28 protein-coding genes are annotated in these 26443 nt (G+C 61.3%); 2 read left to right on the forward strand and 26 right to left on the reverse strand.

Features of this window, described 5'->3' with window-relative positions:
* Positions 1–155: 155 nt before the first annotated feature.
* On the forward strand, positions 156–1835 hold the full coding sequence (leuA, locus tag J3Q04_RS20320; protein ID WP_420764161.1) for a 2-isopropylmalate synthase: 1680 nt from the start codon (positions 156–158) through the stop codon (positions 1833–1835).
* 111 nt (positions 1836–1946) lie between these two features.
* On the opposite strand, the gene J3Q04_RS20325 is transcribed toward leuA, so the two are convergent.
* The 22 genes from J3Q04_RS20325 to trmJ form a co-directional block, all read right to left on the reverse strand.
* The gene (locus tag J3Q04_RS20325; RefSeq protein WP_434609725.1) at positions 1947–2366 is read right to left on the reverse strand and encodes a hypothetical protein; all 420 of its coding nucleotides are present in this window, start codon (positions 2364–2366) and stop codon (positions 1947–1949) included.
* Positions 2367–2430: 64 nt separating this feature from the next.
* Positions 2431–3225, reverse strand: coding sequence for an amidohydrolase (locus tag J3Q04_RS20330; protein WP_434609723.1), 795 nt, complete (start codon positions 3223–3225; stop codon positions 2431–2433).
* Positions 3213–4361 carry a pyridoxal phosphate-dependent aminotransferase gene (locus tag J3Q04_RS20335; RefSeq protein ID WP_434562437.1) on the reverse strand — a complete coding sequence of 383 codons (1149 nt, stop codon included), beginning with the start codon at positions 4359–4361 and terminating at the stop codon, positions 3213–3215. The genes J3Q04_RS20330 and J3Q04_RS20335 overlap by 13 nt, the downstream gene beginning before the upstream one ends.
* 269 nt (positions 4362–4630) lie before the next feature.
* Positions 4631–6103 (reverse strand): ribosome biogenesis GTPase Der, encoded by a 1473-nt coding sequence (der, locus tag J3Q04_RS20340; protein ID WP_045155133.1) that lies wholly within the window; start codon positions 6101–6103, stop codon positions 4631–4633.
* Positions 6104–6237: 134 nt separating this feature from the next.
* On the reverse strand, positions 6238–7389 hold the full coding sequence (gene bamB, locus J3Q04_RS20345; protein WP_434609720.1) for an outer membrane protein assembly factor BamB: 1152 nt from the start codon (positions 7387–7389) through the stop codon (positions 6238–6240).
* Positions 7382–8023 carry a tetratricopeptide repeat protein gene (locus J3Q04_RS20350; RefSeq protein ID WP_434609718.1) on the reverse strand — a complete coding sequence of 214 codons (642 nt, stop codon included), beginning with the start codon at positions 8021–8023 and terminating at the stop codon, positions 7382–7384. Before J3Q04_RS20350 ends, bamB begins: the two co-directional genes overlap by 8 nt.
* Before the next feature lie 40 nt (positions 8024–8063).
* Complete coding sequence (gene hisS / locus J3Q04_RS20355; RefSeq protein ID WP_434609716.1) at positions 8064–9353, reverse strand: histidine--tRNA ligase; 1290 nt, start codon at positions 9351–9353, stop codon at positions 8064–8066.
* Positions 9354–9375: 22 nt separating this feature from the next.
* Complete coding sequence (gene ispG, locus J3Q04_RS20360) at positions 9376–10485, reverse strand: flavodoxin-dependent (E)-4-hydroxy-3-methylbut-2-enyl-diphosphate synthase (protein WP_325717643.1); 1110 nt, start codon at positions 10483–10485, stop codon at positions 9376–9378.
* Positions 10486–10488: 3 nt separating this feature from the next.
* A complete protein-coding gene (locus J3Q04_RS20365; protein ID WP_434609714.1) occupies positions 10489–11520 on the reverse strand; it encodes a RodZ domain-containing protein in 1032 nt (343 codons plus the stop codon).
* Positions 11520–12278 carry a type IV pilus biogenesis/stability protein PilW gene (gene pilW / locus J3Q04_RS20370; RefSeq protein WP_434609712.1) on the reverse strand — a complete coding sequence of 253 codons (759 nt, stop codon included), beginning with the start codon at positions 12276–12278 and terminating at the stop codon, positions 11520–11522. Before pilW ends, J3Q04_RS20365 begins: the two co-directional genes overlap by 1 nt.
* A gap of 12 nt (positions 12279–12290) precedes the next feature.
* Positions 12291–13439: a 23S rRNA (adenine(2503)-C(2))-methyltransferase RlmN gene (rlmN, locus tag J3Q04_RS20375; protein ID WP_420764153.1), complete on the reverse strand. Its 1149-nt coding sequence runs from the start codon at positions 13437–13439 to the stop codon at positions 12291–12293.
* Positions 13440–13467: 28 nt separating this feature from the next.
* Positions 13468–13893 (reverse strand): nucleoside-diphosphate kinase, encoded by a 426-nt coding sequence (gene ndk / locus J3Q04_RS20380; RefSeq protein WP_042727994.1) that lies wholly within the window; start codon positions 13891–13893, stop codon positions 13468–13470.
* Positions 13894–13980: 87 nt separating this feature from the next.
* Positions 13981–14181: a Fe-S cluster assembly protein IscX gene (gene iscX / locus J3Q04_RS20385; RefSeq protein WP_305498989.1), complete on the reverse strand. Its 201-nt coding sequence runs from the start codon at positions 14179–14181 to the stop codon at positions 13981–13983.
* Positions 14182–14194: 13 nt separating this feature from the next.
* Positions 14195–14536, reverse strand: coding sequence for an ISC system 2Fe-2S type ferredoxin (fdx, locus tag J3Q04_RS20390; protein ID WP_420764152.1), 342 nt, complete (start codon positions 14534–14536; stop codon positions 14195–14197).
* A 3-nt stretch (positions 14537–14539) separates the two neighbouring features.
* Positions 14540–16402, reverse strand: a complete 1863-nt coding sequence (gene hscA / locus J3Q04_RS20395) for a Fe-S protein assembly chaperone HscA (RefSeq protein ID WP_434562429.1) — start codon at positions 16400–16402, stop codon at positions 14540–14542.
* 50 nt (positions 16403–16452) lie between these two features.
* Positions 16453–16974: a co-chaperone HscB gene (gene hscB, locus J3Q04_RS20400; protein ID WP_420764150.1), complete on the reverse strand. Its 522-nt coding sequence runs from the start codon at positions 16972–16974 to the stop codon at positions 16453–16455.
* Positions 16975–16982: 8 nt separating this feature from the next.
* The gene (iscA, locus tag J3Q04_RS20405) at positions 16983–17306 is read right to left on the reverse strand and encodes an iron-sulfur cluster assembly protein IscA (RefSeq protein WP_186611090.1); all 324 of its coding nucleotides are present in this window, start codon (positions 17304–17306) and stop codon (positions 16983–16985) included.
* Positions 17307–17331: 25 nt separating this feature from the next.
* Complete coding sequence (gene iscU, locus J3Q04_RS20410; RefSeq protein ID WP_003185157.1) at positions 17332–17718, reverse strand: Fe-S cluster assembly scaffold IscU; 387 nt, start codon at positions 17716–17718, stop codon at positions 17332–17334.
* A 43-nt stretch (positions 17719–17761) separates the two neighbouring features.
* The gene (locus tag J3Q04_RS20415) at positions 17762–18976 is read right to left on the reverse strand and encodes an IscS subfamily cysteine desulfurase (RefSeq protein WP_434609708.1); all 1215 of its coding nucleotides are present in this window, start codon (positions 18974–18976) and stop codon (positions 17762–17764) included.
* A gap of 50 nt (positions 18977–19026) precedes the next feature.
* Entirely contained in the window at positions 19027–19518 is a 492-nt protein-coding gene (gene iscR, locus J3Q04_RS20420; protein ID WP_030139599.1) for a Fe-S cluster assembly transcriptional regulator IscR, read from the reverse strand.
* Between the two features lie 241 nt (positions 19519–19759).
* The gene (cysE, locus tag J3Q04_RS20425) at positions 19760–20536 is read right to left on the reverse strand and encodes a serine O-acetyltransferase (protein WP_434562427.1); all 777 of its coding nucleotides are present in this window, start codon (positions 20534–20536) and stop codon (positions 19760–19762) included.
* A 1-nt stretch (position 20537) separates the two neighbouring features.
* Positions 20538–21308: a tRNA (cytosine(32)/uridine(32)-2'-O)-methyltransferase TrmJ gene (trmJ, locus tag J3Q04_RS20430; protein ID WP_434609706.1), complete on the reverse strand. Its 771-nt coding sequence runs from the start codon at positions 21306–21308 to the stop codon at positions 20538–20540.
* Between the two features lie 144 nt (positions 21309–21452).
* Between trmJ and suhB the strand changes: the two genes are divergently transcribed.
* Positions 21453–22271, forward strand: coding sequence for a type III secretion system regulator SuhB (gene suhB, locus J3Q04_RS20435; protein WP_039592127.1), 819 nt, complete (start codon positions 21453–21455; stop codon positions 22269–22271).
* 312 nt (positions 22272–22583) lie between these two features.
* Here suhB and J3Q04_RS20440 read toward each other — a convergent pair whose 3' ends face one another.
* The 4 genes from J3Q04_RS20440 to yajC all read right to left on the reverse strand — a co-directional run bounded on the left by J3Q04_RS20440 (position 22584) and on the right by yajC (position 26442).
* The gene (locus tag J3Q04_RS20440) at positions 22584–23132 is read right to left on the reverse strand and encodes a glycine zipper 2TM domain-containing protein (RefSeq protein WP_014336691.1); all 549 of its coding nucleotides are present in this window, start codon (positions 23130–23132) and stop codon (positions 22584–22586) included.
* Positions 23133–23250: 118 nt separating this feature from the next.
* Entirely contained in the window at positions 23251–24165 is a 915-nt protein-coding gene (gene secF, locus J3Q04_RS20445; protein WP_420764145.1) for a protein translocase subunit SecF, read from the reverse strand.
* Positions 24166–24174: 9 nt separating this feature from the next.
* Positions 24175–26043, reverse strand: a complete 1869-nt coding sequence (secD, locus tag J3Q04_RS20450) for a protein translocase subunit SecD (protein WP_434609703.1) — start codon at positions 26041–26043, stop codon at positions 24175–24177.
* 63 nt (positions 26044–26106) lie between these two features.
* Positions 26107–26442 carry a preprotein translocase subunit YajC gene (yajC, locus tag J3Q04_RS20455; RefSeq protein ID WP_007956696.1) on the reverse strand — a complete coding sequence of 112 codons (336 nt, stop codon included), beginning with the start codon at positions 26440–26442 and terminating at the stop codon, positions 26107–26109.
* Position 26443: the final 1 nt, after the last annotated feature.

Below are 26443 nucleotides of genomic sequence, written 5' to 3' on the forward strand. Positions count from 1 at the left end.
CACACCCTCATTCAGCTTCGTCAGCACCGCAGCCTGTGCCTCGTCAGCGCACGACTGCCGGGCTGAATCGCGGCAACTCGTCCCGGCTGACAAGCCACCCCATTCGAACCACCGGCAGGCCGCCTTTTTCCGGCCACGACAATAAGGATTTCCTCATGAGCATGCTCAAAGACCCGTCTTCGAAATACCGCGCCTTCCCGACCATCAACCTGCCGGATCGCACCTGGCCGTCGAAGACCATCACTGCCGCGCCGATCTGGTGCAGTTCCGACCTGCGTGATGGCAACCAGTCGCTGATCGAGCCCATGGACGCGGCCAAGAAGCTGCGCTTCTGGAAAACCTTGGTGGCGGTGGGCGTGAAAGAAATCGAAGCGTCGTTCCCGGCCGCTTCCCAGACTGACTTCGACTTCGTGCGCACCCTCATCGAAGAAGGCCACATCCCGGACGACACCACCATCCAGGTGCTGACCCAGGCCCGCGAAGACCTCATCGCCCGTACCTTCGAATCCCTGCGTGGCGCGAAGAAAGCCATCGTCCACCTCTACAACGCCACCTGTCCGTCGTTCCGCCGCATCGTGTTCAACCAGGACAAGGAAGGCGTGAAGGAAATTGCAGTGAACGCGGCCAAGCTGTTCGTCAAATACGCCGCTCAGCAGCCGGAAACCCAGTGGCAGTTCGAATATTCCCCAGAAACCTTCAGCGCCACCGAGCTGGAGTTCGCCAAGGAAGTCTGCGACGCCGTGATCGAAGTGTGGAACCCGACCCCGGAGCGCAAGGTGATCCTTAACCTGCCCGCCACCGTGGAAGTCGCCACGCCGAACATCTACGCCGACCAGATCGAGTGGTTCCACCGCAACATCAGCCGTCGTGACAGCGTGCTCATCAGCCTGCACACCCACAACGACCGTGGCACCGGCGTGGCCGCTACCGAGCTGGGCCTGATGGCCGGCGCCGACCGTGTCGAAGGCTGCCTGTTCGGCAACGGCGAGCGCACCGGCAACGTCGACCTGGTGACCGTCGCGCTGAACCTCTACACCCAGGGTATCGACCCTGAGCTGGATTTCTCCGACATCGACGGCGTACGCAAAGTGGTCGAAGAGTGCAACCAGATCGCGGTGCACCCGCGTCATCCTTATGTGGGCGACCTGGTCCACACCGCATTTTCCGGCTCGCACCAGGACGCGATCCGCAAGGGCTTCGCCCAGCAGAAACCCGACACCCTTTGGGAAGTGCCGTACCTGCCGATCGACCCGGCTGACATCGGCCGCAGCTACGAGGCGGTGATCCGCGTGAACAGCCAGTCGGGCAAGGGCGGCATCGCCTACCTGCTGGAGCAGGAATACGGCATCAGCCTGCCGCGTCGCATGCAGATCGAATTCAGCCAAGTGGTGCAGCGCGAAACCGATCGCCTGGGCCTGGAAATGACTGCCCAGCAGATCCATGCCCTGTTGCAGCGTGAATACCTGCAAGCCAACACCCCGTATGCGCTGGTCAGCCATCGCCTGCAGGAAGAAAACGGCAACAGCGCCGTGGAAGTGGAAGTCGCCAGCAAAGGCCAGGGCGAAACCAACCTGCACTGGCGTGGCAAAGGCAACGGCGCGCTGGAAGCGCTGGTGGCCGGCCTGCCGATTCCGGTGGAAATCATGGACTACAACGAACACGCCATCGGCGCCGGCACCAACGCCAAGGCGGCGGCTTACATCGAGCTGCGGGTCAACGGTGAGCGTGCGGTGCATGGCGTGGGCATCGATGAAAACATCACCACCGCCAGCTTCAAGGCGCTGTTCAGTGCACTGAACCGCTCGCTGAGCCAGCCGGAAGCCAAGGCGGCCTGACCAAGGCTGAAATGCAAAAAGGCCCTGGGGTGTGAACCTCAGGGCCTTTTTGTTTGGCTGATGATTTGAATTGGCTGCTCTGGCCTGTTCGCGAGTCAGCCAATAAAAATCTCAGGCATGGGTATCGATCGAAATCGTCATCGCCTGCAACAGCGCAGCCTGCAGGGTCTGCAAGGTTGCCTGGGTCGCCATGATCTGGGTCTGGATCGCCATGGCTTGCTGGGATTTCTGCGCCTGGTCGGCCTGGCTTTTCTGGACGCGGGCCAGTTGGGCTTGCTGGTCGGCCAGCAATTTTTCGGTTCGTTCGATCTGCTTCTTCAACTGTTCGATGACATCGCTGCTGCCGCTGCTGCCGCCGGCACCTGCGATGTTCGCGCCGCTGGTGTCGACTTTCAGTAGCTTGTCTTTGTCTTCGGCGGTTTCGGTCGGTGTCACTGGACTGACCGCCCTGTCTTCCTCAGCCCCGCGGATGGTGACTGTGGGAGCAGACAATGGATAAGGGTTTACGGTCGTTGCGCTGATGCTGGTCATAGGGGATTCCTCCTTGGCTGACCGGTTATCGGCGCGCAACACCGTTCCTTGAGGCTGAATCGTTTCAATAGATGAATTCGAAACGATCGGCATCCAGGTTCGCTGGAAAGCGTTTGCGATACTCAGCCAGGTCCGCGGCGCTCAGGCAAACCGTGAACACACCGTCGGCATCGCCGGCGCCGAGCAGGGTCTCGCCCTGGAAGTCCAGCACCTGGCTGTCGCCGGTGTAGGCGAAGCCCTTGCCGTCGGTGCCGATCCGATTCACCGCCGCCACATAGCACAGGTTTTCGATGGCCCGTGCCGGCAGCAAACGGTTCCAATGCTGACGCCGAGCGCCCGGCCAGTTGGCGGTGTACAGCAACAGATCGGTGTCCTCGGCGTCGCGGCTCCACGCCGGAAAGCGCAGGTCATAGCAGATCAACGGGCGAATCCGCCATCCCTTGAGCTCGAACAGTACCTGCTGATCACCCGGCGTGTAGTGGTTGTGCTCGCCGGCCATGCGGAACAGATGGCGTTTGTCGTAATGCAGCACCTCGCCGTCGGGCCGCGCCCACAGCAAGCGATTACGATGGCTGCCATCGCCGGCCTGGACGATCACGCTGCCGGTGATCACTGCATCCAGTTTCGCCGCCTGGTCCTTGAGCCATTGGCGCGTCGGACCATTCTCGGGCTCCGCCAACGTCTCGGACTCCATGGAAAAGCCCGTGGTGAACATTTCCGGCAGGATGATCAGGTCCGCCCCCCGCGCCTGTTCAAGCAGCGCGTCGAAATGCTCAAGGTTAGCTCGACGGTCATGCCAGGCCAGGGTTGTCTGGATCAAGGCAACGTTCAGGTTGGGCAAGGTGCTCAAATCACGCATAGCTTTTGCGCCGCTTCACGCAGCGTCTCCTCGCGCTTGGCAAAGCACAGGCGCACCAGGCGCTGGCCTTGCGGTGGGTTCTGGTAGAAGACCGAGATCGGAATGGTCGCCACGCCATGTTCGCGGGTCATCCACACCGCCATGTCGACGTCGTTGAGGTCCGGGCGGATCTGCGAGTAATCCACCAGCTGGAAATAGGTGCCGGTGACGCGCTTGAAGCTGAACCGCGACGGTGCCAGCAGGTCGCAGAACAGATCGCGCTTGGCCTGGTAGAAGTCCGGCAGTTCGTCGACGTGCTCCGGATGCGCGGCCATGTAGTCGGCCAAGGCATACTGCAACGGTGTGACGCCGCAAAAACTGACGTACTGATGCACCTTGCGCAACTCCGCCGTCAGGGCCGGTGGCGCGACGACATAACCGGTCTTCCAGCCGGTGACGTGGTAGGTCTTGCCAAACGAACTGACCACGAAGGCACGGCGATACAGTTCTTCATGGGCAAGCACGCTGACATGAGCCACGCCGTCGAACACCAGGTGCTCATACACCTCGTCGCTGATCAGATAGATGTCACGGTCGCGGATCAACGCCGCCAATTGGTCCAGCTCGGCGCGGCTGATCAACGCACCGCTGGGGTTGTGCGGCGTGTTGAGGATGATCATGCGCGTGCGCGGGCTCAGGGCTTCGCCGAGCTTTTCAAAGTCGATGGCGAAATCGCCCAGGCTCAATGGCACATGCACGCAACGCCCGCCGGCCAGTTGCACGGACGGCTCGTAGCTATCGTAGGCGGGGTCGAAGACGATGACTTCATCGCCGCTGTTAACCACCGCCGCGATGGCGCAAAAAATCGCCTGGGTCGCGCCAGGGGTCACGGTGACTTCCTGATCGGCATCGACGGTAGCGCCATAGCTGCGGGCAACTTTGGCCGCAATCTGCTGGCGCAGCGCCGGCAGGCCGGTCATGGGGGAATATTGGTTGTGGCCTTGGGCGATGTGCCGGCCGACCGCATCGCGCAGGGCTTGCGGGCCATCGAAATCGGGAAACCCCTGGGACAGGTTCAGCGCGCCGGTCTGTGCGGCGAGTTGGGACATCTGGGTGAAAATCGTGATGCCGACGTTCGGCAACTTGCTGGTGATCATCGAGGGTTCCCTGGGTCTGCACCCGGCTCTGGTGCGGCGCGGGAGAGGTCGAGGATAGCCCAATCGCCGGGCATGAAAAAGGGTGCCCGTGGGCACCCTCTTCAATTGTCGCCGAACCACCGTGGCGAGGGAGCTTGCTCCCGCTGGGGTGCGAAGCAGCCCCTGTGTTTCATCTGATGCACTGCGGTGGCAGGTACATCTTTGGGGCTGCTGCGCAGCCCAGCGGGAGCAAGCTCCCTCGCCACAGAGCGGTCCTGAGCAAACCTGATTCAGCGCTTGTCGCGGCGCTTCTTGTCGGCCTTCTTGTGGTGCGACATCAAGCGGCGCTTCTTGTTGACCTGGCGGTCGGTGAGCGTGTTCTTGTTGCCTTCGTACGGGTTCTCACCGCCCTTGAACTCGATGCGGATCGGCGTGCCGACCAGCTTCAGGACCCGGCGATAGGTGTTCTCCAAGTAACGAACGTACGACTTGGGCACCTTTTCGATCTGGTTACCGTGGATCACGATAATCGGCGGGTTGGCACCGCCCAAGTGGGCGTAGCGCAGCTTGATCCGACGGTTGTTGACCATCGGTGGCGCGTGCTCGCCGACCGCATCTTCGAGGATCTGGGTCAGGCGGTTGGTCGGCCAGCGGGTAACCGCCGACTTGAACGAGTTCTGCACCGAAGCGTAGAGGTTGCCCACGCCCGTGCCGTGCAGGGCCGAGATGAAGTGGATGTCGGCAAAGTCGACGAAGAACAACCGACGCTGGAGTTCGACTTTCACAAAGTCGCGCTCGCTCGGCGTCATGCCGTCCCACTTGTTGATCGCGATGACCAGCGCACGACCGGCTTCGAGGGCAAAGCCCAGCAGGTTCAAGTCGTGATCCACCACGCCTTCGCGTGCGTCCATCACGAAGATCACCACGTTGGCGTCCTTGATCGCCTGCAGCGTCTTGACCACGGAGAACTTTTCGACTTCTTCGTGGATCTTGCCGCGCTTGCGTACACCGGCGGTGTCGATCAGCGTGTATTTCTCTTCGTTACGCTCGAAGGGAATATAGATGCTGTCGCGGGTGGTGCCGGGCTGGTCGTACACAATGACCCGGTCTTCGCCGAGCATGCGGTTGACCAGGGTCGACTTGCCCACGTTCGGGCGGCCGATGATTGCGATCTTGATCCCGTCTTTTTCGCTCGGGCCCGGAATGCGCTTGGCTTCCTCGCCTTCGGCAACGACTTCTTCCTCGCCTTCTTCCGGCTCGTCTTCATCGTCCTTGGGGAAACTCTCAAGGGCGATTTCCAGCATCTGGGTGATGCCACGGCCGTGAGCGCCGGCGATCGGGATCGCCTGGCCCATGCCCAACGGTGCAAACTCGGCGCGGGCCATGTCCGGGTCGATGTTGTCGACCTTGTTGGCGACCACGTAAGAACGCTTGTTACGCTTGCGCAAATGCTCGGCAATCATCTGGTCGGCGGCGGTAAAACCGGCCTTGGCGTCTACCAGGAACAGCACCACATCCGCTTCTTCGATGGCGAGCAGCGACTGCTCGGCCATTTTTTCATCCATGCCGTGTTCATCACCGGAGATGCCGCCGGTGTCGACCAGAATATAGGTACGCCCTTGCCACTTGGCCTCACCGTATTGGCGATCACGGGTCAGACCGGACAAGTCGCCGACGATGGCGTCGCGAGTCCTGGTCAGGCGGTTGAACAAGGTGGACTTGCCGACGTTCGGTCGGCCCACCAGGGCGATTACGGGAACCATGCGGCTCTCCACTTCGTTATTTCCAGAAAATACAAAAGCCGCTGCGAGGCAGCGGCTGGTGCTCGGGGCAGCCTGTGCAAGCACTGCAAGCCTCGCGAACAAGGCCGCTTGGGGGATAAGCCCCAAGCATAGTCTTACTTGATGGTCAGGGCTTCCAGTTTGCCGCTGTTGCCATACACATAGATCATGCTGCCCACCACCAGCGGACGGGCACGCAGGCCGTCGCTGTCGATGCGCTCACGGCCGACGAAACGACCGTCCACCTGGCTGAGCAGGTGCAGGTAACCTTCCAGGTCACCCACTGCAACGTAGCTGGAGAACACTTCCGGGGCCGACAGTTGACGACGGGCCAGGGAATCGTTGCTCCACAATGCGGTGGTGGAACGCTCGTCGACGCCTTCGACGGTGCCCGAGGACAGGCTTACGTAGACGCTGCCAAAGCCTTGGGCGACACCGGCGTAGCTGGACGCATCGCGCTGCCACAACGGACGACCGGTTTCCAGGTCGAGCGCCGCGACGCGGCCCTGGTAGCTGGCGACGTACAGCGTACCGCCGGACAGCAGCAAGCCGCCATCGATGTCGACCACGCGTTCCAGTTCCGAACGACCTTGAGGGATCGCTACACGCTGCTCCCAGACCGGCACGCCATTGGAAATGTCCAGGGCCACGACTTTACCGGTCGACAGGCCAGCCACCGCGAGGCGGTTGGTGACGATCGGTGCGCTGGTGCCGCGCAGGGTCAGGACCGCCGGGGTACTGTCATACAACCAGCGCTGGCCGCCGGTGGCGGCGTCCAGGCCGATCAGACGGTCGTCCTGGGTCTGGACCACGACCACATCACCGTTGGTGGCAGGCGGCGCGAGGACTTCACTGGTCACGCGGGCGCGCCATTTTTCTTCGCCGCTGCTCGCGTCAAGGGCGACGATCTCGCCCTTGAGCGTGCCGATCATGACCAGCCCGTAACCCACGCCAACGGCGCCGGACACAGGCAGCTCGAGATCTTTTTCCCACTTCACGTCGCCGTTCGTGCGATCCATGGCCATGACGACGCCAGTAACGTCGCCGGCATAGATGGTGTCGCCGTCGATGGCCGGCACCAGCATATTGTAGGTTTCACCCTGGCCGTCACCGATGGAGCGGCTCCATTGCTTCTGCAGCACGACTTCTTCTTTGAAGTCGGTCAGTTCGGCCGGAGGCAGTTCTTTCTTGCTGTTGCTGCTGCAACCCGCGGCCAGAATGGCCAGGGTCAGCAATGCTGCATGTTTCCAACGGATCACGTCACGCATCCCCTTTGGCCAGGTCGTCCAGCTTGATTTGCAGGCCACCGACCGCGGCTTCATCCGACAGCGCAGCCTTGGCTTTTTGGTAGGCCACATGGGCCTCATCGGCACGACCCAGCTGTACCAGCAGGTCGCCCTTGAGTTCTTCGCGAGTCGCCAGGAACGCCTTGTCGGCGTCGCCGTCGAGCAGCTTCAATGCATCTTCAGCCTTGTTCTGTGCCGCCAGCACCTGTGCCAGGCGCTGACGCGCCACTTCGCCCAGGGTCGGGTTGGCCGGCTTGTCGACGATCGCTTTCAGCTCGGTGGCCGCATCGTCCAGCTTGCCGCTGTCCACCGCGACCTTGGCCACGAAGAGGCTGCCGTACTGGGCATAGGCGGTGCCGCCGAACTCTTTGTTGAGCTTGCCGGCCAGGTCCGCCACGCGGGCCGCGTCAGGCTTGCCGTCCGGGGTCAGGGTGGTTTCCAGCAATTGCTGGTAGAGCATCGAGGCGCCTTGCGACTGGTTGCTCTGGTATTTCTGGTAGGCCTGCCAGCCGAACACGATGACCAGCGCCAACAGGCCGCCAGTGACCAGCGGCTTGCCATTGCGCGTCCACCAGTCCTTCAAATCCGCCAGCTGTTCATCTTCGGTACTCGACACCCCAATACTCCTTAATCGCTAAATCGGCTGTTTGACAGCTTCAACCCTGCACGACGCAGGTGGCCAGGTGCGCGGCAAGCGCATCCCAGGCAATGCTTTGTTGTTCGCCCTGGCCACGCAGGGGTTTGAAACCTACCACTTGTTGGGCCAGTTCGTCGTCACCGAGGATCAATGCGTACAGCGCACCGCTCTTGTCGGCCTTCTTGAATTGGCTCTTGAAGCTGCCGGCGCCGGCATTGATCTGCAAGCGCAGGTTGGGTAGCTGGTCACGGATCCGCTCGCTAAACGACAAGGCGGCCAGTTCGGCGGCCTCGCCAAAGGCGCACAGGTATACGTCGACCTGGCGGGAAAGCTCTTCAGGCACTTTATCCAGAGCTTCAAGCATCAGTACCAAACGTTCGATGCCCATGGCAAAGCCCACGCCCGGGGTCGGCTTGCCGCCCATCTGCTCCACCAGCCCGTCGTAGCGACCACCGGCACACACGGTGCCCTGGGCGCCGAGCTTGTCGGTGACCCACTCGAAGACGGTCTTGCTGTAGTAATCCAGGCCCCGGACCAACTTGGGGTTGATCACATAAGGAATGCCAACGGCGTCCAGGCGTGCCTTCAACCCTTCGAAATGCGCCCGGGACTCGTCGTCGAGGTAGTCGGCCATTTTCGGCGCGTCCACCAGGATCGCTTGGGTTTCCGGGTTCTTGGTGTCCAGCACGCGCAGCGGGTTGGTCTTGAGGCGGCGCTGGCTGTCTTCGTCGAGCTTGTCGATGTGCGCGGACAGAAACTCCACCAGCGCTTCGCGATAGCGGCCACGGGACTCGCTGGTGCCCAGGCTGTTGAGCTCAAGCTTGACTGCGTCGCGCAGCCCCAGCTCGCCCCACAGGCGCCAGGTCATGACGATCAATTCGGCGTCGATGTCCGGCCCTTCGAGGTTGAACACCTCGAGACCGATCTGGTGGAACTGGCGGTACCGGCCTTTCTGCGGACGCTCGTGGCGGAACATCGGGCCGACGTACCAGAGTTTCTGCACCTGGCCCCCGCCGGTAATGCCATGCTCGAGCACTGCACGCACGCATGCCGCCGTGCCTTCGGGGCGCAAGGTCAGGGAATCGCCGTTGCGGTCGTCGAAGGTGTACATCTCTTTTTCGACGATGTCGGTCACTTCACCGATGGAGCGCTTGAACAGCTCGGTGAACTCGACGATCGGCATGCGGATCTGCCGATAACCGTAGTTATCCAGCAAACGCGCCACGGTGCCCTCGAAATAGCGCCACAGGGGCGTCTGCTCGGGCAGGATGTCGTTCATGCCACGAATGGCTTGCAGAGACTTGCTCACATGTATTCCTTAATCTTGCGACTTAACCGCGCGCGATGACCGCTGCGTCGGCTTCGACCTTTTCGGCCGCTTTCTGGCGGATCAGCTTTTCCAGCTCATCCACCAGATTGTCATTCGTCAGTTTCTGCGACGGCTTGCCATCGATGTAAATCAGGTTCGGTGTGCCGCCAGTGAGGCCGATATGGGCCTCCTTGGCTTCGCCAGGCCCGTTGACCACGCAGCCGATCACCGCGACATCCAGCGGCACCAGCAAATCTTCAAGGCGCCCTTCCAGCTCGTTCATGGTCTTGACCACATCGAAGTTCTGCCGCGAGCAGCTCGGGCAGGCGATGAAGTTGATGCCGCGCGAACGCAGGTGCAGGGACTTGAGGATGTCGTAGCCGACTTTCACTTCCTCGACCGGGTCAGCCGCCAGCGAGATGCGGATGGTATCGCCAATCCCTTCGGCGAGCAGCATACCGAGGCCGACGGCGGATTTCACCGTACCCGAACGCAACCCACCGGCTTCGGTGATGCCCAGGTGCAGCGGCTGGACGATTTCCTTGGCCAGCAGGCGGTAGGCTTCGACGGCCATGAACACATCGGACGCCTTTACGCTGACCTTGAAGTCCTGGAAATTCAGGCGTTCGAGGTGCTCCACATGGCGCAGGGCCGACTCCACCAGCGCGGCTGGGGTCGGTTCGCCGTATTTTTTCTGCAGGTCTTTTTCCAGGGAGCCAGCGTTGACGCCGATGCGGATCGGAATGCCGCGATCACGGGCGGCATCCACCACGGCCCGCACACGGTCTTCGCGACCGATGTTGCCGGGGTTGATGCGCAGGCAATCGACGCCCAATTCGGCCACGCGCAGGGCGATGCGGTAGTCGAAGTGGATATCGGCCACCAAGGGGACCTTGACCAGTTGCTTGATCTTGCCGAATGCCTCGGCGGCGTCCATATCCGGCACGGACACGCGCACGATGTCGACGCCGGCGGCTTCCAGGCGGTTGATCTGCGCGACCGTGGCGGCCACGTCATTGGTGTCGCTGTTGGTCATGCTCTGCACAGCGATTGGCGCATCGCCGCCCACGGGCACGTTACCGACCCAGATTTTCCGGGACTCGCGACGCTTGATTGGAGATTCGCCGTGCATGACTTATTGACCCAATTTCAGGCGAGCGGTCTCGCCACTGGTGAACGGAGCCACATCGACCGGCTGGCCGTTGTAGCTGACCTGCGCGCCACGGGCATAACCCAGGCGTACGGCAAACGGTGGCTTGCCGTTGACTGAGGTGCTGTCGCCCTTGCGCTTGAGGCCACTGAACAACACCTTGCCGTTGCCGTCGGTGATCTGCGTCCAGCAATCGGCGGTGAACTGAATCTGTACCTGGCCGTCGCCCGGTGCGGGGGCCTGAGCGGTTGGAGCAACCGGCGCCGCCGGCACCGTTGGAGCCGCCACGGTCGGCGCGGGCGTGACAGGGGCCGGAGCTGCCGGGGCTGCTGGTGCCGCCGGAGCGCTGCCAGCCTGGACCGGCGCGGTCGGTGCGGGCGCAGTGGCTGGGGCCGTTGGAGCGGCTGATTCGGTACCCGCGGCGGCACCGGTCTCGCCATTGTCAGGGCCTTGCGGCAGGGCCAGGGCGGTTTCGCCTTCGGCCTGGCCTTCGACGACGGCCTGGTCTTCCGGTTCGTCCAGCGGATGGATCTGGGTCGTGCCGTCGGCGCCTTCGACTTCGACGTGCTCGGGGTTCATGGCAACCGGCTCCTTGCCACGCAAGGAAGCCTGGTCTTGCCACCAGACAAAACCACCACCAATCACCGCAATCAGCAGCAACAGACTGACGATTCGCAAAATGGTGTGGGAAACGCGAACCGGCTCCTCGATACGACCCAGGCTGTGCACGCTGCTGCCCTGGGCATCGGAACCGGTGTATTGATCGAATTGCTGGACCAGCGTGGTCTGGTCCATGCCAAGCAGTTTGGCATAGGCGCGGATATAGCCCCGGGCAAAGGTATGCCCTGGCAATTTGTCGAACGCGCCTGCTTCCAGGTTGCTCAGGGAAGTCACGGTGAGGTTGAGCTTGAGGGCCACTTCGGCCAGCGACCAACCATTGCTTTCGCGGGCTTGACGCAGGGTCTCACCGGGATTTACGCGAGTCGCTGCTACAACTTCGGGATGCGCCGCTTTCATCATTGCTCCGACAGGTATTGCTGATATTCCGGCGTACCGGGATAAAGTCTTTTGAGTTGCAGGCCGTAGCTTGCGGCCTTGTCGCGATCTTCAAACACATGTGCCAGCCGAACGCCGAGCAATAGACTACGTGCATTTTGCTCGCTGAGCAGGCTAAAACGCTCGTAATAGTCGCGCGCGGGCACATAATGCCTGTCCTCGTAGGACAACTCAGCCATTTCCAGCAACGCACGGGGTTGTTGGCGGTTGAGCCGCAGCGCTTTTTCCAACTGCTGGCGGGCCAGGTCGCGCTGGCCGAGTTTCGCGGCGGTCATGCCGAGGTTCTCGAAGACCCGTGAGCGCTCGGGGTAAAGGGTATCGGCGGCGGCTTGCTCGAAACGTTCGTAGGCGTCCTTGTAGCGGGCCTGTTCGTAGAGAAAACTGCCGTAATTGTTCAGGATCCGGGCATCTTGCGGCTGGGCCGACAGCGCCTTGCGAAAATGCTCGTCAGCCAGTTCCGGCTCCAGCTCCGCCTGGAACACCAACGCCAGCGCCGCGTTGGCATCGGCGTCGGAGCTGTCCAGTTCCAGGGCTTTCTTGAGGGGCACCTTGGCCCGCTCGGTCATGCCCTGCTGCAAGTAGCCAATGCCCAACTGCACATAGGCTTCGCGCGCCTCGTCGCGCCCTTTGCTGGTCTTCATCGGGTTGTAGTCACCCGACAGGACACAACCGGAGCAGAGTCCGGCCAACAGCAACAGCAGCGCGAAGCGCAGGGACATAGAGTTCCTCTCTTAGTGACTGTTCGCAGCGTTCTGCGCGACTTCGTCGGCGGCGTTCAATTCGCGCACGGCGATGTAGCGTTCGCTGCGACGGGTGCGATCCAGCACCTGTCCAACCAATTGGCCACACGCGGCGTCGATGTCTTCGCCGCGGGTGGTGCGCACGGTGACGTTGAAGCCAGCGTGGTGGAGCTGATCCTGGAAGCGACGGATCGCGTTGTTGCTCGGACGCTCGTAACCGGAATGCGGGAACGGGTTGAAGGGGATCAGGTTGATCTTGCACGGGATGTTCTTGAGCAGCTCGATCATCTCGACCGCGTGTTCAACCTTGTCGTTCACGTCCTTGAGCAGGGTGTATTCGATGGTCAGCACGCGCTTTTCGCCCAGGGACGACATATAGCGCTGGCACGACTCGAGCAGCATCTTAAGCGGATATTTCTTGTTGATCGGCACCAATTGGTTACGCAATGCGTCATTGGGTGCGTGCAGCGACAACGCCAGGGAGACGTCGATGTGCTTGGCCAGCTCATCGATCATCGGCACCACGCCGGACGTGGATAGGGTCACGCGGCGCTTGGAAATGCCGTAGCCCAGGTCATCCATCATCAGGTGCATGGCGGAAACGACGTTGTCGAAGTTCAGCAGCGGCTCTCCCATGCCCATCATCACCACGTTGGTGATGGCACGGTCGACGGTTGCCGGGACACTGCCAAAGGATTTGTTGGCAATCCACACCTGGCCGATCACTTCGGCGGCGGTGAGGTTGCTGTTGAAGCCTTGCTTGCCGGTGGAGCAGAAACTGCAATCCAGGGCACAGCCTGCCTGGGACGAAACGCACAAGGTGCCGCGCTTGCCCTGGGGAATGTAGACGGTCTCGACGCAGCTGCCGGAAGCCACGCGCACTACCCATTTACGGGTGCCGTCGCTGGAGATGTCCTGGCTGACCACTTCGGGACCGCGAATCTCGGCAACAGCCTTGAGCTTTTCGCGCAGGGCCTTGCCGACATTCGTCATGGCGTCGAAATCGTCGACGCCAAAGTGGTGAATCCATTTCATCACCTGGCCGGCACGGAAACGCTTCTCCCCGATCGAGTCGAAGAATTTCTCCATTTCCGGCTGGGTCAGGCCCAACAGGTTGGTTTTGCCGTTCGATGTAGTCATGGATTCACCTTCACTCAAAAGCCTGGGCTTAGCGAGTGGTTACTTCAGTAGCGGAGAAAAAGTAAGCGATTTCGCGAGCAGCGGCAGCTTCGGAGTCCGAACCGTGGACGGCGTTGGCGTCGATGGATTCAGCGAAGTCAGCACGGATGGTGCCGGCAGCAGCTTCTTTAGGGTTGGTAGCGCCCATCAGCTCACGGTTGCGAGCGATGGCGTTTTCGCCTTCCAGCACCTGAACGACAACCGGACCGGAAGTCATGAAAGCAACCAGCTCACCGAAGAAACCGCGCTCGCTGTGCTCAGCGTAGAAGCCTTCGGCTTCGGCTTTGGACAGTTGCTTCATTTTCGAAGCTACAACGCGCAGGCCAGCGTCTTCGAAGCGGGTAACGATCTTGCCGATCACGTTTTTAGCAACGGCGTCAGGCTTGATGATGGAGAAAGTACGTTGAACAGCCATGGTGTAACTCCAGAAACGGTAATTTACGAAAAATTAAACCCGCGAATTATACGCGGGTTCTTAGGTATTGCCTAACCTGCGAAGCGATCAGTCCAATTCGGCGGCCCAGAGCTCCTGAACCGCTTCCAACACCTTCTCGCCGACTCGGCCAGACGTGGCATCGAAGCCAGGCAGCTCCAGGATCATCTGCTGCAGACGGACGAAACCTACAGAGTACGGATCGAGGCCCTCATGGGCTTCAGCCAATTCTTCTGCGATGCGCTGTACATCATTCCAACCATAGCTCATGACAGTGTCACCATCAGTGCGGCGCTTCGGCCGCATGGTTAAGCGAATATTTCGGGATTTCGACGGTCAGGTCTTCGGTGCCGACGATAACCTGGCAACCCAGGCGCGATTGCGCTTCCAGTCCCCAGGCCCGATCAAGGAAGTCTTCCTCCAGTTCGTCCGCCTCTTCCAGCGAGTCGAAGCCTTCGCGAATGATGCAATGGCAGGTCGTGCAAGCACAGACGCCGCCACAGGCACTTTCCATCTCGATATGGTGCTCATGGGCCAGCTCGAGAATGGAGATTCCGGGCTCAGCCTCTACGACCATGCCCTCCGGACAGAACTTCTCGTGGGGCAGAAAAATCACCTGCGGCATCAGTTATTCCTCGATTTCATTCAGGTTGCGCCCCGCCAGGGCGGCTTTCACCGTCGAGTCCAGGCGGCGGGCAGCAAAGGCATCGGTGACCTGCGACAAACGCTTGGTCTGCTGCTCGATGGCATAACCATCGGTGCCCTTGAGCAATTCGGACAATTCCTGCACTTGCAGCTCGATGACCATGCGTTCCTCGGCGTCGAGCAAACGGTCGCCATCCGCTTCAAGGGCGGCTTGCACGGCTTCGATCAGACGCTGGCCGTCGACTTGCTGTTCACGCAACACACGGGCAACCTTGTCGTCGCTGGCGTGCTGGAACGAGTCCTTGAGCATCTTGGCAATTTCACCGTCGGTCAGGCCATAGGACGGCTTGACCTGGATGCTCGCCTCCACGCCCGAACCCAACTCGCGGGCGGAGACGTTGAGCAGACCGTCGGCGTCGACCTGGAAGGTCACGCGGATCTTCGCTGCACCGGCAACCATCGCCGGGATGCCGCGCAATTCGAAGCGGGCCAGGGAACGGCAGTCGCTGATCAGCTCACGCTCGCCTTGCAGCACGTGGATCATCATGGCCGACTGGCCGTCTTTATAAGTGGTGAAGTCCTGGGCGCGGGCAACCGGGATGGTAGTGTTGCGCGGAATTACCTTCTCCATCAGGCCACCCATGGTTTCCAGCCCCAGGGACAGCGGGATTACGTCGAGCAACAGCAGCTCGCCACCGTCGCGCTTGTTGCCGGCCAGGGTGTCGGCCTGGATCGCGGCGCCGATGGCGACTACCTGGTCCGGGTCGATTTCGGTCAGCGGCTGGCGGCCGAAGGCCTCGGCAACGGCTTCACGAACCCGCGGCACTCGGGTCGAACCACCGACCATGACCACCGCTTTCACATCCTCAAGCTCCACGCCGGAATCACGCACGGCACGGCGGCAGGCCTTGAGGCTGCGGGCAACCATGGGTTCGATCAGTGCGTTGAAGGCTTCGCGGGTAAGGGCGGCGCTCCAGTCGCCATAAGCGACTTCAACGGAGGCAGCGTCGGTCAAGGCTTCCTTGGCCGCGCAGGCGGTTTGCAGCAGATGGCGCTGGGCACCTGGGTCGAGGTCGGCAGAGAGGCCGGCCTGCTCGATGATCCAGCCAGCGATCGCGTGGTCGAAATCGTCGCCGCCCAGGGCGCTGTCGCCACCGGTAGCGAGAACTTCGAAGACACCGCCGGTCAGGCGCAGGATCGAAATATCGAAAGTACCGCCACCCAGGTCGTAGATCGCGACCAGGCCTTCGGCGTGCTGGTCAAGGCCGTAGGCAACGGCAGCGGCGGTCGGCTCATTGAGCAGGCGCAACACGTTGAGGCCGGCGAGCTTGGCGGCGTCCTTGGTGGCTTGGCGCTGAGCGTCGTCGAAATACGCCGGGACGGTAATCACTGCGCCCACCAGCTCACCACCCAACGCCGCTTCGGCGCGCTGACGCAGGACCTTGAGGATGTCGGCGGACACTTCTACCGGGCTTTTCGGCCCCTGCACGGTCTCGATGAACGGCATGTGGGACTCGCCGCCAACGAAGCGGTACGGCAGCTGCTCGCCCAATTGCTTGACGTCGGACAGACCACGACCCATCAAGCGCTTGACCGACACAATGGTGTTCAGGGGATCGCTGGCGGCGGCCAGCCTGGCCGAATCGCCTACTTCGACGCGATCGGCGTGGTAGCGCACGGCGGACGGCAGGATGACCCGCCCCTGCTCGTCGGCCAGCGGTTCGGAAAGACCGCTGCGCAAGGCAGCGACCAGGGAATTGGTGGTACCCAAGTCGATCCCGACAGCCAGGCGACGCTGGTGCGGTTGTGGACTTTGGCCGGGTTCGGCGATCTGCAGTAGGGCCATCGTAATCAGGACTTATCTGTAATCAGGCGTGCGACCGGAGCGGCACTGGGTTAATCGTCGAGGCGCTCTTCTAACTGGCGCACTTCGTGGGTGAGCTTGTCGAGGAACTGCATGCGCCGCATCAGGCGCTCGGCCTGTTCGCGTTGCGCGGCATCGTTCCAGCAGGCTGCGAAGTCTTCGTTCAGTTCTTGCTGGGCGTCTTTCAAGCGACGCTTGAATACCGCGACACCGGCCAGATCCGCGCTGTCCTGCAGGTCTTCGAGCTCTTCGCGCCATTGCATCTGCTGCAAAAGAAACTCGGGATCATGGACCGTGACCTCCAGCGGCAACTCATGGCCGCTGATGGCCAGCAGGTAGCGCGCACGCTTGGCCGGGTTCTTGAGCGTCTGGTAAGCCTCGTTGAGGTTCGCCGACTGCTCGAGCGCCCGCCGCTGCTCCGCCTCGGAGGCATCGGCAAAGCGGTCGGGATGAACACCACGGGCCAGTTCCAGGTAACGCGCGGACAACTGATCGAGGTCCAGCTGGAAAGCAGGCTGCAACTGGAACAACGCAAAATGACAAGGAGTACCCACGAGCAGCCTCAGATGTTGAAGCTTTCGCCGCAGCCACACTCACCGCGCACGTTGGGGTTGTTGAACTTGAAGCCTTCGTTCAACCCTTCCTTGACGAAATCCAGCTCGGTGCCGTCCAGGTACGTCAGGCTCTTCGGGTCAATGATCACTTTCTGACCATGACTCTCGAACACCTTATCGTCTTCGCCCACTTCGTCGACGAATTCCAGTACATAGGCGAGGCCAGAACAGCCCGTGGTGCGAACACCCAGGCGGATACCCTCGCCCTTGCCGCGCCCCGCAAGGGAGCGCTGGATATGGTTAGCTGCCGCTTCTGTCATCTGGATAGCCATGGAAAACTCCTTACCGTAACGCGGATCAGATCAAGCCTTTCTTCTGCTTGTAATCGCGAACGGCGGCCTTGATGGCGTCTTCGGCGAGTACCGAGCAGTGGATCTTCACTGGCGGCAGGGCCAGTTCTTCGGCCAGCTGGGTGTTCTTGATGGTTTCGGCTTCATCGAGGGTCTTGCCCTTCATCCACTCAGTAGCCAGGGAGCTGGACGCGATGGCCGAGCCGCAGCCATAGGTCTTGAACTTGGCATCCTCGATGATGCCTTGCTCGTTGACCTTGATCTGCAGGCGCATCACGTCGCCGCACGCCGGAGCACCGACCATGCCGGTGCCGACGTCAGGATCCTGCGCGTCCATCTTGCCGACGTTGCGCGGGTTCTCGTAGTGGTCGATGACCTTTTCGCTATATGCCATTTGCTTCAATCCTCATCAGTGGAGCCGCTCTGGTGGCGACTTCTCAGTGCGCTGCCCATTCGATTTTCGAAATGTCGACGCCGTCTTTGTACATGTCCCACAGCGGCGACAGTGCGCGCAGCTTGGTCACTGCCTCGCAGACTTTCTGCGCGGCATAATCGATTTCTTCTTCGGTGGTGAAGCGGCCGAAGGTGAAGCGGATGGAGCTGTGGGCCAGTTCGTCGTTGCGGCCCAGGGCGCGCAGTACGTACGAAGGCTCCAGCGACGCCGAGGTGCACGCCGAACCGGACGACACGGCCAGATCCTTGAGCGCCATGATCAGCGACTCACCTTCAACGTAGTTGAAGCTCAGGTTCAGGTTGTGCGGGACGCGTGCGGTCATGCTGCCATTGACGTACAGCTCTTCGAGGTGCTCGACCTGCTTGAAGAAACGGTCGCTCAAGGTCTTGATGCGCACGTTTTCGGCAGCCATGTCTTCCTTGGCAACTCGGAACGCTTCGCCCATGCCGACGATCTGGTGGGTCGCCAGGGTACCGGAACGCATGCCGCGCTCGTGACCACCGCCGTGCATGGTCGCTTCGAGGCGAACACGCGGCTTGCGGCTGACGTACAGGGCGCCGATGCCTTTAGGACCGTAGGTCTTGTGGGCCGAGAACGACATCAGGTCGACTTTCAGCTTCGACAGGTCGATGTCGACCTTGCCAGTGGATTGCGCCGCGTCGACGTGGAACAGGACTCCCTTGGAACGGGTCAGCTCGCCGATGGCGGCGATGTCGTTGACGGTGCCGATTTCGTTGTTCACGTGCATGATCGAAACCAGGATGGTGTCGTCGCGCAGGGCGGCTTCGACCATGGCCGGGGTGATCAGGCCGTCTTCACCGGGCTCGATGTAGGTGACTTCGAAGCCTTCACGCTCCAGTTGACGCGTGGTGTCCAGGACAGCCTTGTGCTCGATCTTGGAGGTGATCAAGTGCTTGCCCTTGGTGTGGTAGAAATGCGCGACACCCTTGATTGCCAGGTTGTCGGATTCGGTGGCACCGGAGGTCCAGACGATCTCGCGCGGGTCGGCGTTGACCAGGTCGGCGACCTGGCGACGAGCGTTTTCGACCGATTCTTCGGCTTTCCAGCCAAACACGTGGGAGCGCGAAGCCGGGTTACCGAAGTTTCCGTCGACCAGCAGGCATTCACTCATCTTTTGCGCGACACGCGGATCAACCGGGGTGGTCGCAGAGTAATCAAGGTAAATCGGCAATTTCATGGACTCTCTCCTAAATCAGGCTGGCTGGCGTTCCGCTTGCTCTGCGGCGGTCATTCGACGGCGGACGCTTCGATCTTGTCCAGGTGCGGCGCCTTGCCATTGCAACGGCGCTGGTCCTGACGCTGGGCGACTTCTTGCACCTCACGGCGAGTTACAAGGTCGGCCAAGCTGATACCGCTCAGAAACTCGTGGATCTGCAGGCTCAAGTCACACCACAGATGGTGGGTCAGGCATGTATCGCCGCCATGGCAATCGCCCAGCCCCTGGCATTTGGTCGCATCGACCGATTCGTTCACGGCATCGATCACCTGGGCGACCTGGATGCCTTGCATCTCGCGTGACAGCTGGTAGCCGCCACCGGGACCACGAACGCTGGAAACCAGGTTGCTGCGGCGCAGCTTGGCGAACAGCTGTTCGAGGTAAGACAGGGAGATGCCCTGGCGCTCGGAGATATCGGCCAGGGACACCGGCCCGTGCTGCGCATGCAATGCCAGATCCAGCATTGCGGTCACGGCGTATCGGCCTTTTGTAGTCAGTCGCATGGACAATTACCACGGAGTTCGGAATGGGGGCGAGTATGCAATTCCCGAGTATTTAAGTCAAGTATAAGACCTAGTGCTTTACTCGGGATTACCCGCAAAAGAGCGCGCGCATGATAGCAAAAGTAGGCGGCTAACGACCAGCTATACCGCGTTACCGTTCTCCGCGAACAGGCTCGCTCCCACAGGAGATCACCGCTGTAGGCGTGGGAGCGAGCCTGCTCGCGATGAGGCCAGCAGGGTTTCAGCCAGCCTGGGTCTCATCCTTGTCCTTCACACACGCGAAGTCTTCTTCGCGCAGCTCAGGCAGGTCCTTGGCACAATAATTACTGCCCAGGTCCTTGAGGGCTCCGCACATCCCCTCCAGGCGTCCATCGACGGCCTGCAAATGGTCCAGCAGCTGGTTGATGGCGCGGGCGACCGGGTCGGGCATGTCTTCGCCGACACCGTAGGCGTCGAAGCCGATCTTTTCGGCCATGGCTTTGCGCCGTGCGTCCTGCTCTTCATCCGATTTGACGATGATCCGCCCCGGAATACCCACCACGGTCGCGCCAGGCGGCACGGCCTTGGTAACCACGGCGTTGGAACCGACCTTCGCCCCCGCCCCTACCGTGAACGGCCCGAGCACCTTGGCGCCGGCACCGACGACGACGCCGTCCTCCAGCGTTGGGTGGCGCTTGCCTTTGTTCCAGCTGGTGCCGCCGAGGGTCACACCCTGGTACAGCGTCACGTCGTCGCCGATCTCGGCGGTCTCGCCAATGACGATGCCCATGCCATGATCGATGAAGAACCGGCGACCGACCTTGGCGCCCGGATGGATCTCGATCCCGGTCAGCCAGCGGCCGAAGTTCGAGACCAGCCGCGCCAGCCATTTCCAGCCCATGTTCCACAAGGCGCCGGACAGGCGATGGATCCAGATGGCGTGCATCCCCGGGTAGCAGGTCAATACTTCAAAGGCATTGCGCGCCGCCGGGTCACGATGAAAGACGCTCTGGATATCTTCACGCAAACGTTCGAACATTTTATTCCTTCCGCTTAATCAGCTCGCCACGGGCCGCTTTCTGGGTTTCCGTGAGGATGCCGCGCAATATATTCATTTCCGCCCGGCTCACCGAGCTTCGTCCGTACAACCGACGCAGGCGCGCCATCAAGTGTCGAGGCTTGTCCGGGTCGAGGAATTCGATGTCCACCAGGGCTTGTTCCAGGTGCTCATAGAATCGCTCCAGTTCGTCCATGGTCGCCAGTGTCTCACTGCGCGGCGACGTCGCCTCGAATTTTTCCACCTTGCTGGGCTGGCCTTCGGCTTGCAGCCAGGCCATGCGCACTTCATAGCTCAACACCTGCACCGCCGCCCCAAGGTTCAGCGAGCTGAATCCAGGGTCGGAAGGGATATGCACGTGATAATGACATCGCTGCAGTTCTTCGTTGGTGAGGCCGGAATCTTCTCGGCCGAACACCAAAGCGATCTGCACGCCCTGCCCCGCCTCCTCGACCACTTTGGTGCCGCATTCGCGGGGATCGAGCAGCGGCCACGGGATACGCCGATCGCGGGCGCTGGTGCCGAGCACCAGGTTGCAACCCACCAGGGCGTCTTCCAACGTGGCGACGACCTCGGCATTGGCCAGGATGTCGTTCGCGCCGGATGCCCGGGCATCGGCTTCGTGATGGGGAAACGAACGGGGCTCGACCAGCACCAGCCGCGACAGGCCCATGTTCTTCATGGCCCGCGCAGCTCCGCCGATATTTCCCGGATGGCTGGTATTGACCAGGACGACACGAATGTTCTGCAACAAGGGAGGCGCTCTCGAACACATAAAAGGGAGCAAATCTTACCTAAGCACCTACCGTTAAGCTATGAAAGCGAACACCAACCTTCTCCTGAGAAAACTTTCTGATAGAATGCGCGGCTTTCTTTAACAACCTTAGGTGACACATCCATGCAGCCCATGCTGAATATCGCGCTGCGCGCCGCCCGCAGCGCCAGTGAACTGATCTTCCGCTCCATCGAGCGCCTGGATACCATCAAGGTCGATGAAAAAGACGCCAAGGACTACGTGTCCGAGGTCGATCGCGCCGCCGAACAGAAAATCGTCGACGCCCTGCGCAAGGCTTACCCGAACCACTCTATCCGCGGTGAAGAGACCGGCATGCACGCCGGTACCGGCATCGAAGGCGAAGAGTACCTCTGGATCATCGATCCGCTGGACGGCACCACCAACTTCCTGCGCGGCATCCCCCACTTCGCTGTCAGCATCGCCTGCAAATACCGTGGCCGCCTGGAACACGCCGTCGTGCTGGACCCGGTTCGCCAGGAAGAATTCACCGCCAGCCGTGGCCGTGGCGCCCAATTGAACGGTCGTCGCCTGCGCGTCAGCGGCCGCACCAGCCTGGACGGCGCCCTGCTGGGTACCGGCTTCCCGTTCCGTGACGACCAGATGGACAACCTGGACAACTACCTGGGCATGTTCCGTGCCCTGGTCGGCCAGACCGCCGGCATCCGCCGCGCCGGTGCCGCCAGCCTGGACCTCGCTTATGTCGCGGCCGGTCGTTTCGATGCGTTCTGGGAGTCGGGCCTGTCAGAGTGGGACATGGCAGCAGGCGCTCTGCTGATCCAGGAAGCGGGTGGCTTGGTGAGCGACTTCACTGGCGGTCATGACTTCCTTGAAAAAGGCCACATCGTTGCTGGCAACACCAAATGCTTCAAGGCTGTGCTGACGGCGATCCAGCCACACCTGCCGGCCTCGCTGAAGCGCTAAGCCGCTTGGCTCAAGAGAAGCACCCTTCGGGGTGCTTTTTTTTGCCTGTTCAAACCACTCAGTTCAGATGTGAACACTCCGTGGCGAGGGAGCTTGCTCCCGCTCGGCCGGGCTGGCGCTCCAGTGAGCAGCGATCGCAAGATCTTGGGCCTGCTGCGCAGCCCAGCGGGAGCAAGCTCCCTCGCCACAGGTTTATCTGGAATATGAATGCAGCTTTCGCGAGCAGGCTCGCTCTCTCATAGTATCTGGGATGGGCATAAAATGTGGGCGCAAAAAAAGCACCCCGAAGGGTGCTTTTTCATAGCGGTTGGATCACTGGGCCGGTTCGTTCTGGCCCAGGATCAGTTGGCCTTCCTTGCTAACCGGGATCTGGTTGCCCGGGTCGCGGTCCATGCGGACTTTTCCTTCCTTGCCGTCGAGCATGTAGCGGACGTCGTAGCCGACCACCTTGTCGCTGATGTCATTGACCGTGTTGCAGCGAGTTTGGGTGGTAGTGTACGTGTCGCGTTCTTGCATGCCTTCCTGGATCTTGTTACCGGCATAACCACCGCCGGCCGCACCCGCCACCGTGGCGATTTTCTTGCCGGTGCCGCCGCCGATCTGGTTGCCCAACAGGCCACCGGCCACAGCACCGAGCACGGTGCCAGCGATCTGGTGCTGGTCCTGGACGGGCTTCTGCCGAGTCACGGTGACGTCCTTGCACACTTCACGCGGAGTCTTGATCTGGGTCTTGACCGGTTCCACGGCCAGTACTTGCGCGTACTCAGGGCCACTTTTTACCAAGCTGTAGGTGGCGACCGCACCACCGGCTGTTACACCGACAGCACCCAATACCGCACCAACCAGCATCGATTTGTTCACTTGAACCTCCTGACCATCACAAGCGGAAATAATCCGCGCTTCTCCCAGCCTTGGAGCATAAAAAAAGGCGCGAGTTCAACTCGCGCCTTCTCAGCGGTGACGGACGGAAAACCGAGCCTTACGGGCGGTCGTCCACCTCGGTCTCCGTAGCGGCCGGAGGAATCAGATCCTCGGTGCTCAGGTTCAGCCAGATCAACACCACGTTGGCGATGTAGATCGAGGAGTAGGTACCCGCCATCACACCGATGAACAACGCGATGGAGAAACCGAACAGGTTGTCGCCACCAAAGAACAGCAACGCGGCAATCGCCAACAAGGTGGAGATCGACGTCGCCATGGTCCGCAACAGGGTCTGGGTGGTCGAGATATTGATGTTCTCGACCAGGGACGCCTTGCGCAGCACACGGAAGTTCTCACGCACCCGGTCGAACACCACGATGGTGTCGTTGAGCGAGTAACCGATGATCGCCAGCACCGCCGCCAATACCGTCAGGTCGAAGGTGATCTGGAAGAACGACAGGATGCCCACGGTCACGATCACGTCGTGGATCAGCGAGACAATGGCGCCTACCGCGAACTTCCACTGGAAGCGGAAAGCCAGGTAGAGCATCACGCCGCCCAACGCCAACAGCATGCCGAGGCCGCCCTGGTCGCGCAGTTCTTCACCCACTTGCGGGCCGACGAACTCGACGCGCTTGACCACCGCCGGGTTGTCGCCACCGGCCTTCTGCAAGGCATCGGCTACGCGCTGGCCCAGTTGCGGGTCTTCACCCGGCATGCGCACCAGCAAATCAGTGGTGGCGCCAAAGCTCTGCACCACGGCGTCGCTGTAGCCCGAGGTCGCCAGCTGCTCACGCACCTTGGTGACATCGGCCGGACGTTCGTAGGTCAGCTCGATGAGCGTACCGCCGGTGAAGTCCAAGCCGTAGTTCAGGCCCTTGGTGGCCCAGCTGAACAACGCCAAGGCCGTAAGGAACAATGTGACGCCGAACGCAATGTTGCGGACGCCCATGAAGTTGATTGTACGTAACATGTCAGCCCCTTAAATCCACAACTTCTTGACGTCACGACCACCATAAATCAGGTTGACCATTGCACGGGTCACCAGAATGGCTGTGAACATCGAGGTAAAGATCCCGAGGGACATGGTCACTGCGAAGCCTTTGACCGGGCCGGTGCCCATGGCAAAGAGAATCCCGCCGACCAGCAACGTGGTCAGGTTGGAGTCGATAATCGCAGTGAATGCGCGGCCGAAGCCTTCGTTGATTGCCCGCTGGATCGACATGCCCGCGGCGATCTCTTCACGTATCCGCGAGAAGATCAGCACGTTGGCGTCCACCGCCATGCCCATGGTCAAGACGATACCGGCGATACCCGGCAGGGTCAGCGTGGCGCCCAGCAAGGACATCAAGGCCAGCAGCAGCACCATGTTCACCGCCAGCGCAACCGTGGCGATCAAGCCGAAGAAACGGTAGATGGCGATGATGAACAGCGACACGAACAGCATGCCCCACAGGGATGCATCGACGCCCTTGGTGATGTTGTCGGCACCCAGGCTCGGGCCGATGGTGCGTTCTTCAGCGAAGTACATCGGCGCGGCCAGGCCACCGGCACGCAGCAGCAGGGCCAGTTCCGAGGACTCGCCCTGGCCGTTCAGGCCGGTGATGCGGAATTGGCTGCCCAGCGGCGACTGGATGGTCGCCAGGCTGATGATTTTCTTCTCTTCCTTGAAGGTCTGGACCGGTACGTCTTTTTCGACGCCGTTGACCACTTGCTTGGTGTAGGTGGTGGTCGGCTTCTGCTCGATGAAGATCACCGCCATGCTGCGACCGACGTTGCTGCGCGTGGCGCGGCTCATCAGTTCGCCGCCGTGGCCGTCGAGGCGAATGTTCACCTGCGGACGACCTTGCTCGTCGAAGCCCGCCTGGGCATCGGTCACCTGGTCACCGGTGATGATCAGGCCACGCTCGATCTGCGCCGCCGGACGACCGCCTTCACGGAACTCGAAGCTCTCGGAAGTGGCCTTGGACGCACCCGGCTCTGCGGCCAGGCGGAATTCCAGGTTGGCGGTCTTGCCGAGGATACGCTTGGCTTCGGCCGTGTCCTGCACGCCTGGCAGCTCGACCACGATGCGGTTGGCGCCCTGGCGCTGCACGATCGGCTCGGCCACACCCAGCTCGTTGACGCGGTTACGGACCGTGGTCAAGTTCTGCTTGATGGAGTATTCGCGGATTTCCGCCAGCTTGGCCGGGGTCATCGCCAGACGCAGCACCGGTTGGCCATTGAGGTCGGCCGGCACAATGTCGAAATCGTTGAAATTCTTGCGGACCAGCGCACGGGCCTGTTCGCGGGTATCTTCATCACTGAAGCCCAGCTGAATGGCACCTTCGAACTGCGGCAGGCTGCGATAGCGCACGCGCTCTTTGCGCAACAGGCTCTTGACGTCGCCTTCGTAGACTTTCAGGCGTGCGTCGAGGGCTTTTTCCATGTCCACTTCCAGCAGGAAGTGCACACCACCGGACAAGTCCAGGCCCAGCTTCATTGGGTGGGCGCCGAGATTGCGCAGCCATTGTGGGGTGGTCTGGGCCAGGTTCAGGGCTACAACGTAATCGTCGCCCAACGCCTTGCGCACCACGTCCTTGGCCGGCAACTGGTCTTCAGACTTGACCAGGCGCAACAGGCCGCCCTTGCCGTTTTCGGCGATGGACGCAGCCTTGACGTCGATGTTGGACGCCTTGAGCGCAGCGCTCGCACGGTCCAGATCGGCCTGGGTGACCTGCAGCGCAGTGCTTGCGCCACTGACCTGAATGGCCGGGTCATCCGGGTAAAGATTGGGAGCGGAATAAATCAGACCGACCGCCAGCACCGCCAGGATCAGTAGGTATTTCCACAGAGGGTATTTGTTCAGCATCACGCCGCCCGCTTATGACGCGGGGCGCCTTGCGCGCCCCGTCGATTGAAGAGAAGATGTTACTTAGATCGCTTTCAGCGTGCCTTTTGGCAGCGTGGCCGCGATGGCGCCCTTCTGGAACTTCATCTCAACCGTGTCGGACACTTCCAGTACCACGAAGTCATCGGCCACTTTGGTGATCTTGCCGGCGATGCCGCCGGTGGTGACCACTTCATCACCTTTTTGCAGGCTGCTGAGCAGGTTCTTCTGCTCTTTGGCGCGCTTGGCCTGTGGACGCCAGATCATCAGGTAGAAGATGACCAGGAAGCCGACCAGGAAAATCCACTCGAAACCGCCACCCATTGGCGCAGCTGCAGGTGCAGCGGCATCGGCCATGGCGTTAGAGATAAAAAAGCTCATT

The organism is Pseudomonas sp. D4-21 (assembly GCF_051132125.1).
In the GTDB taxonomy this organism is placed as follows: Bacteria; Pseudomonadota; Gammaproteobacteria; order Pseudomonadales; family Pseudomonadaceae; genus Aquipseudomonas.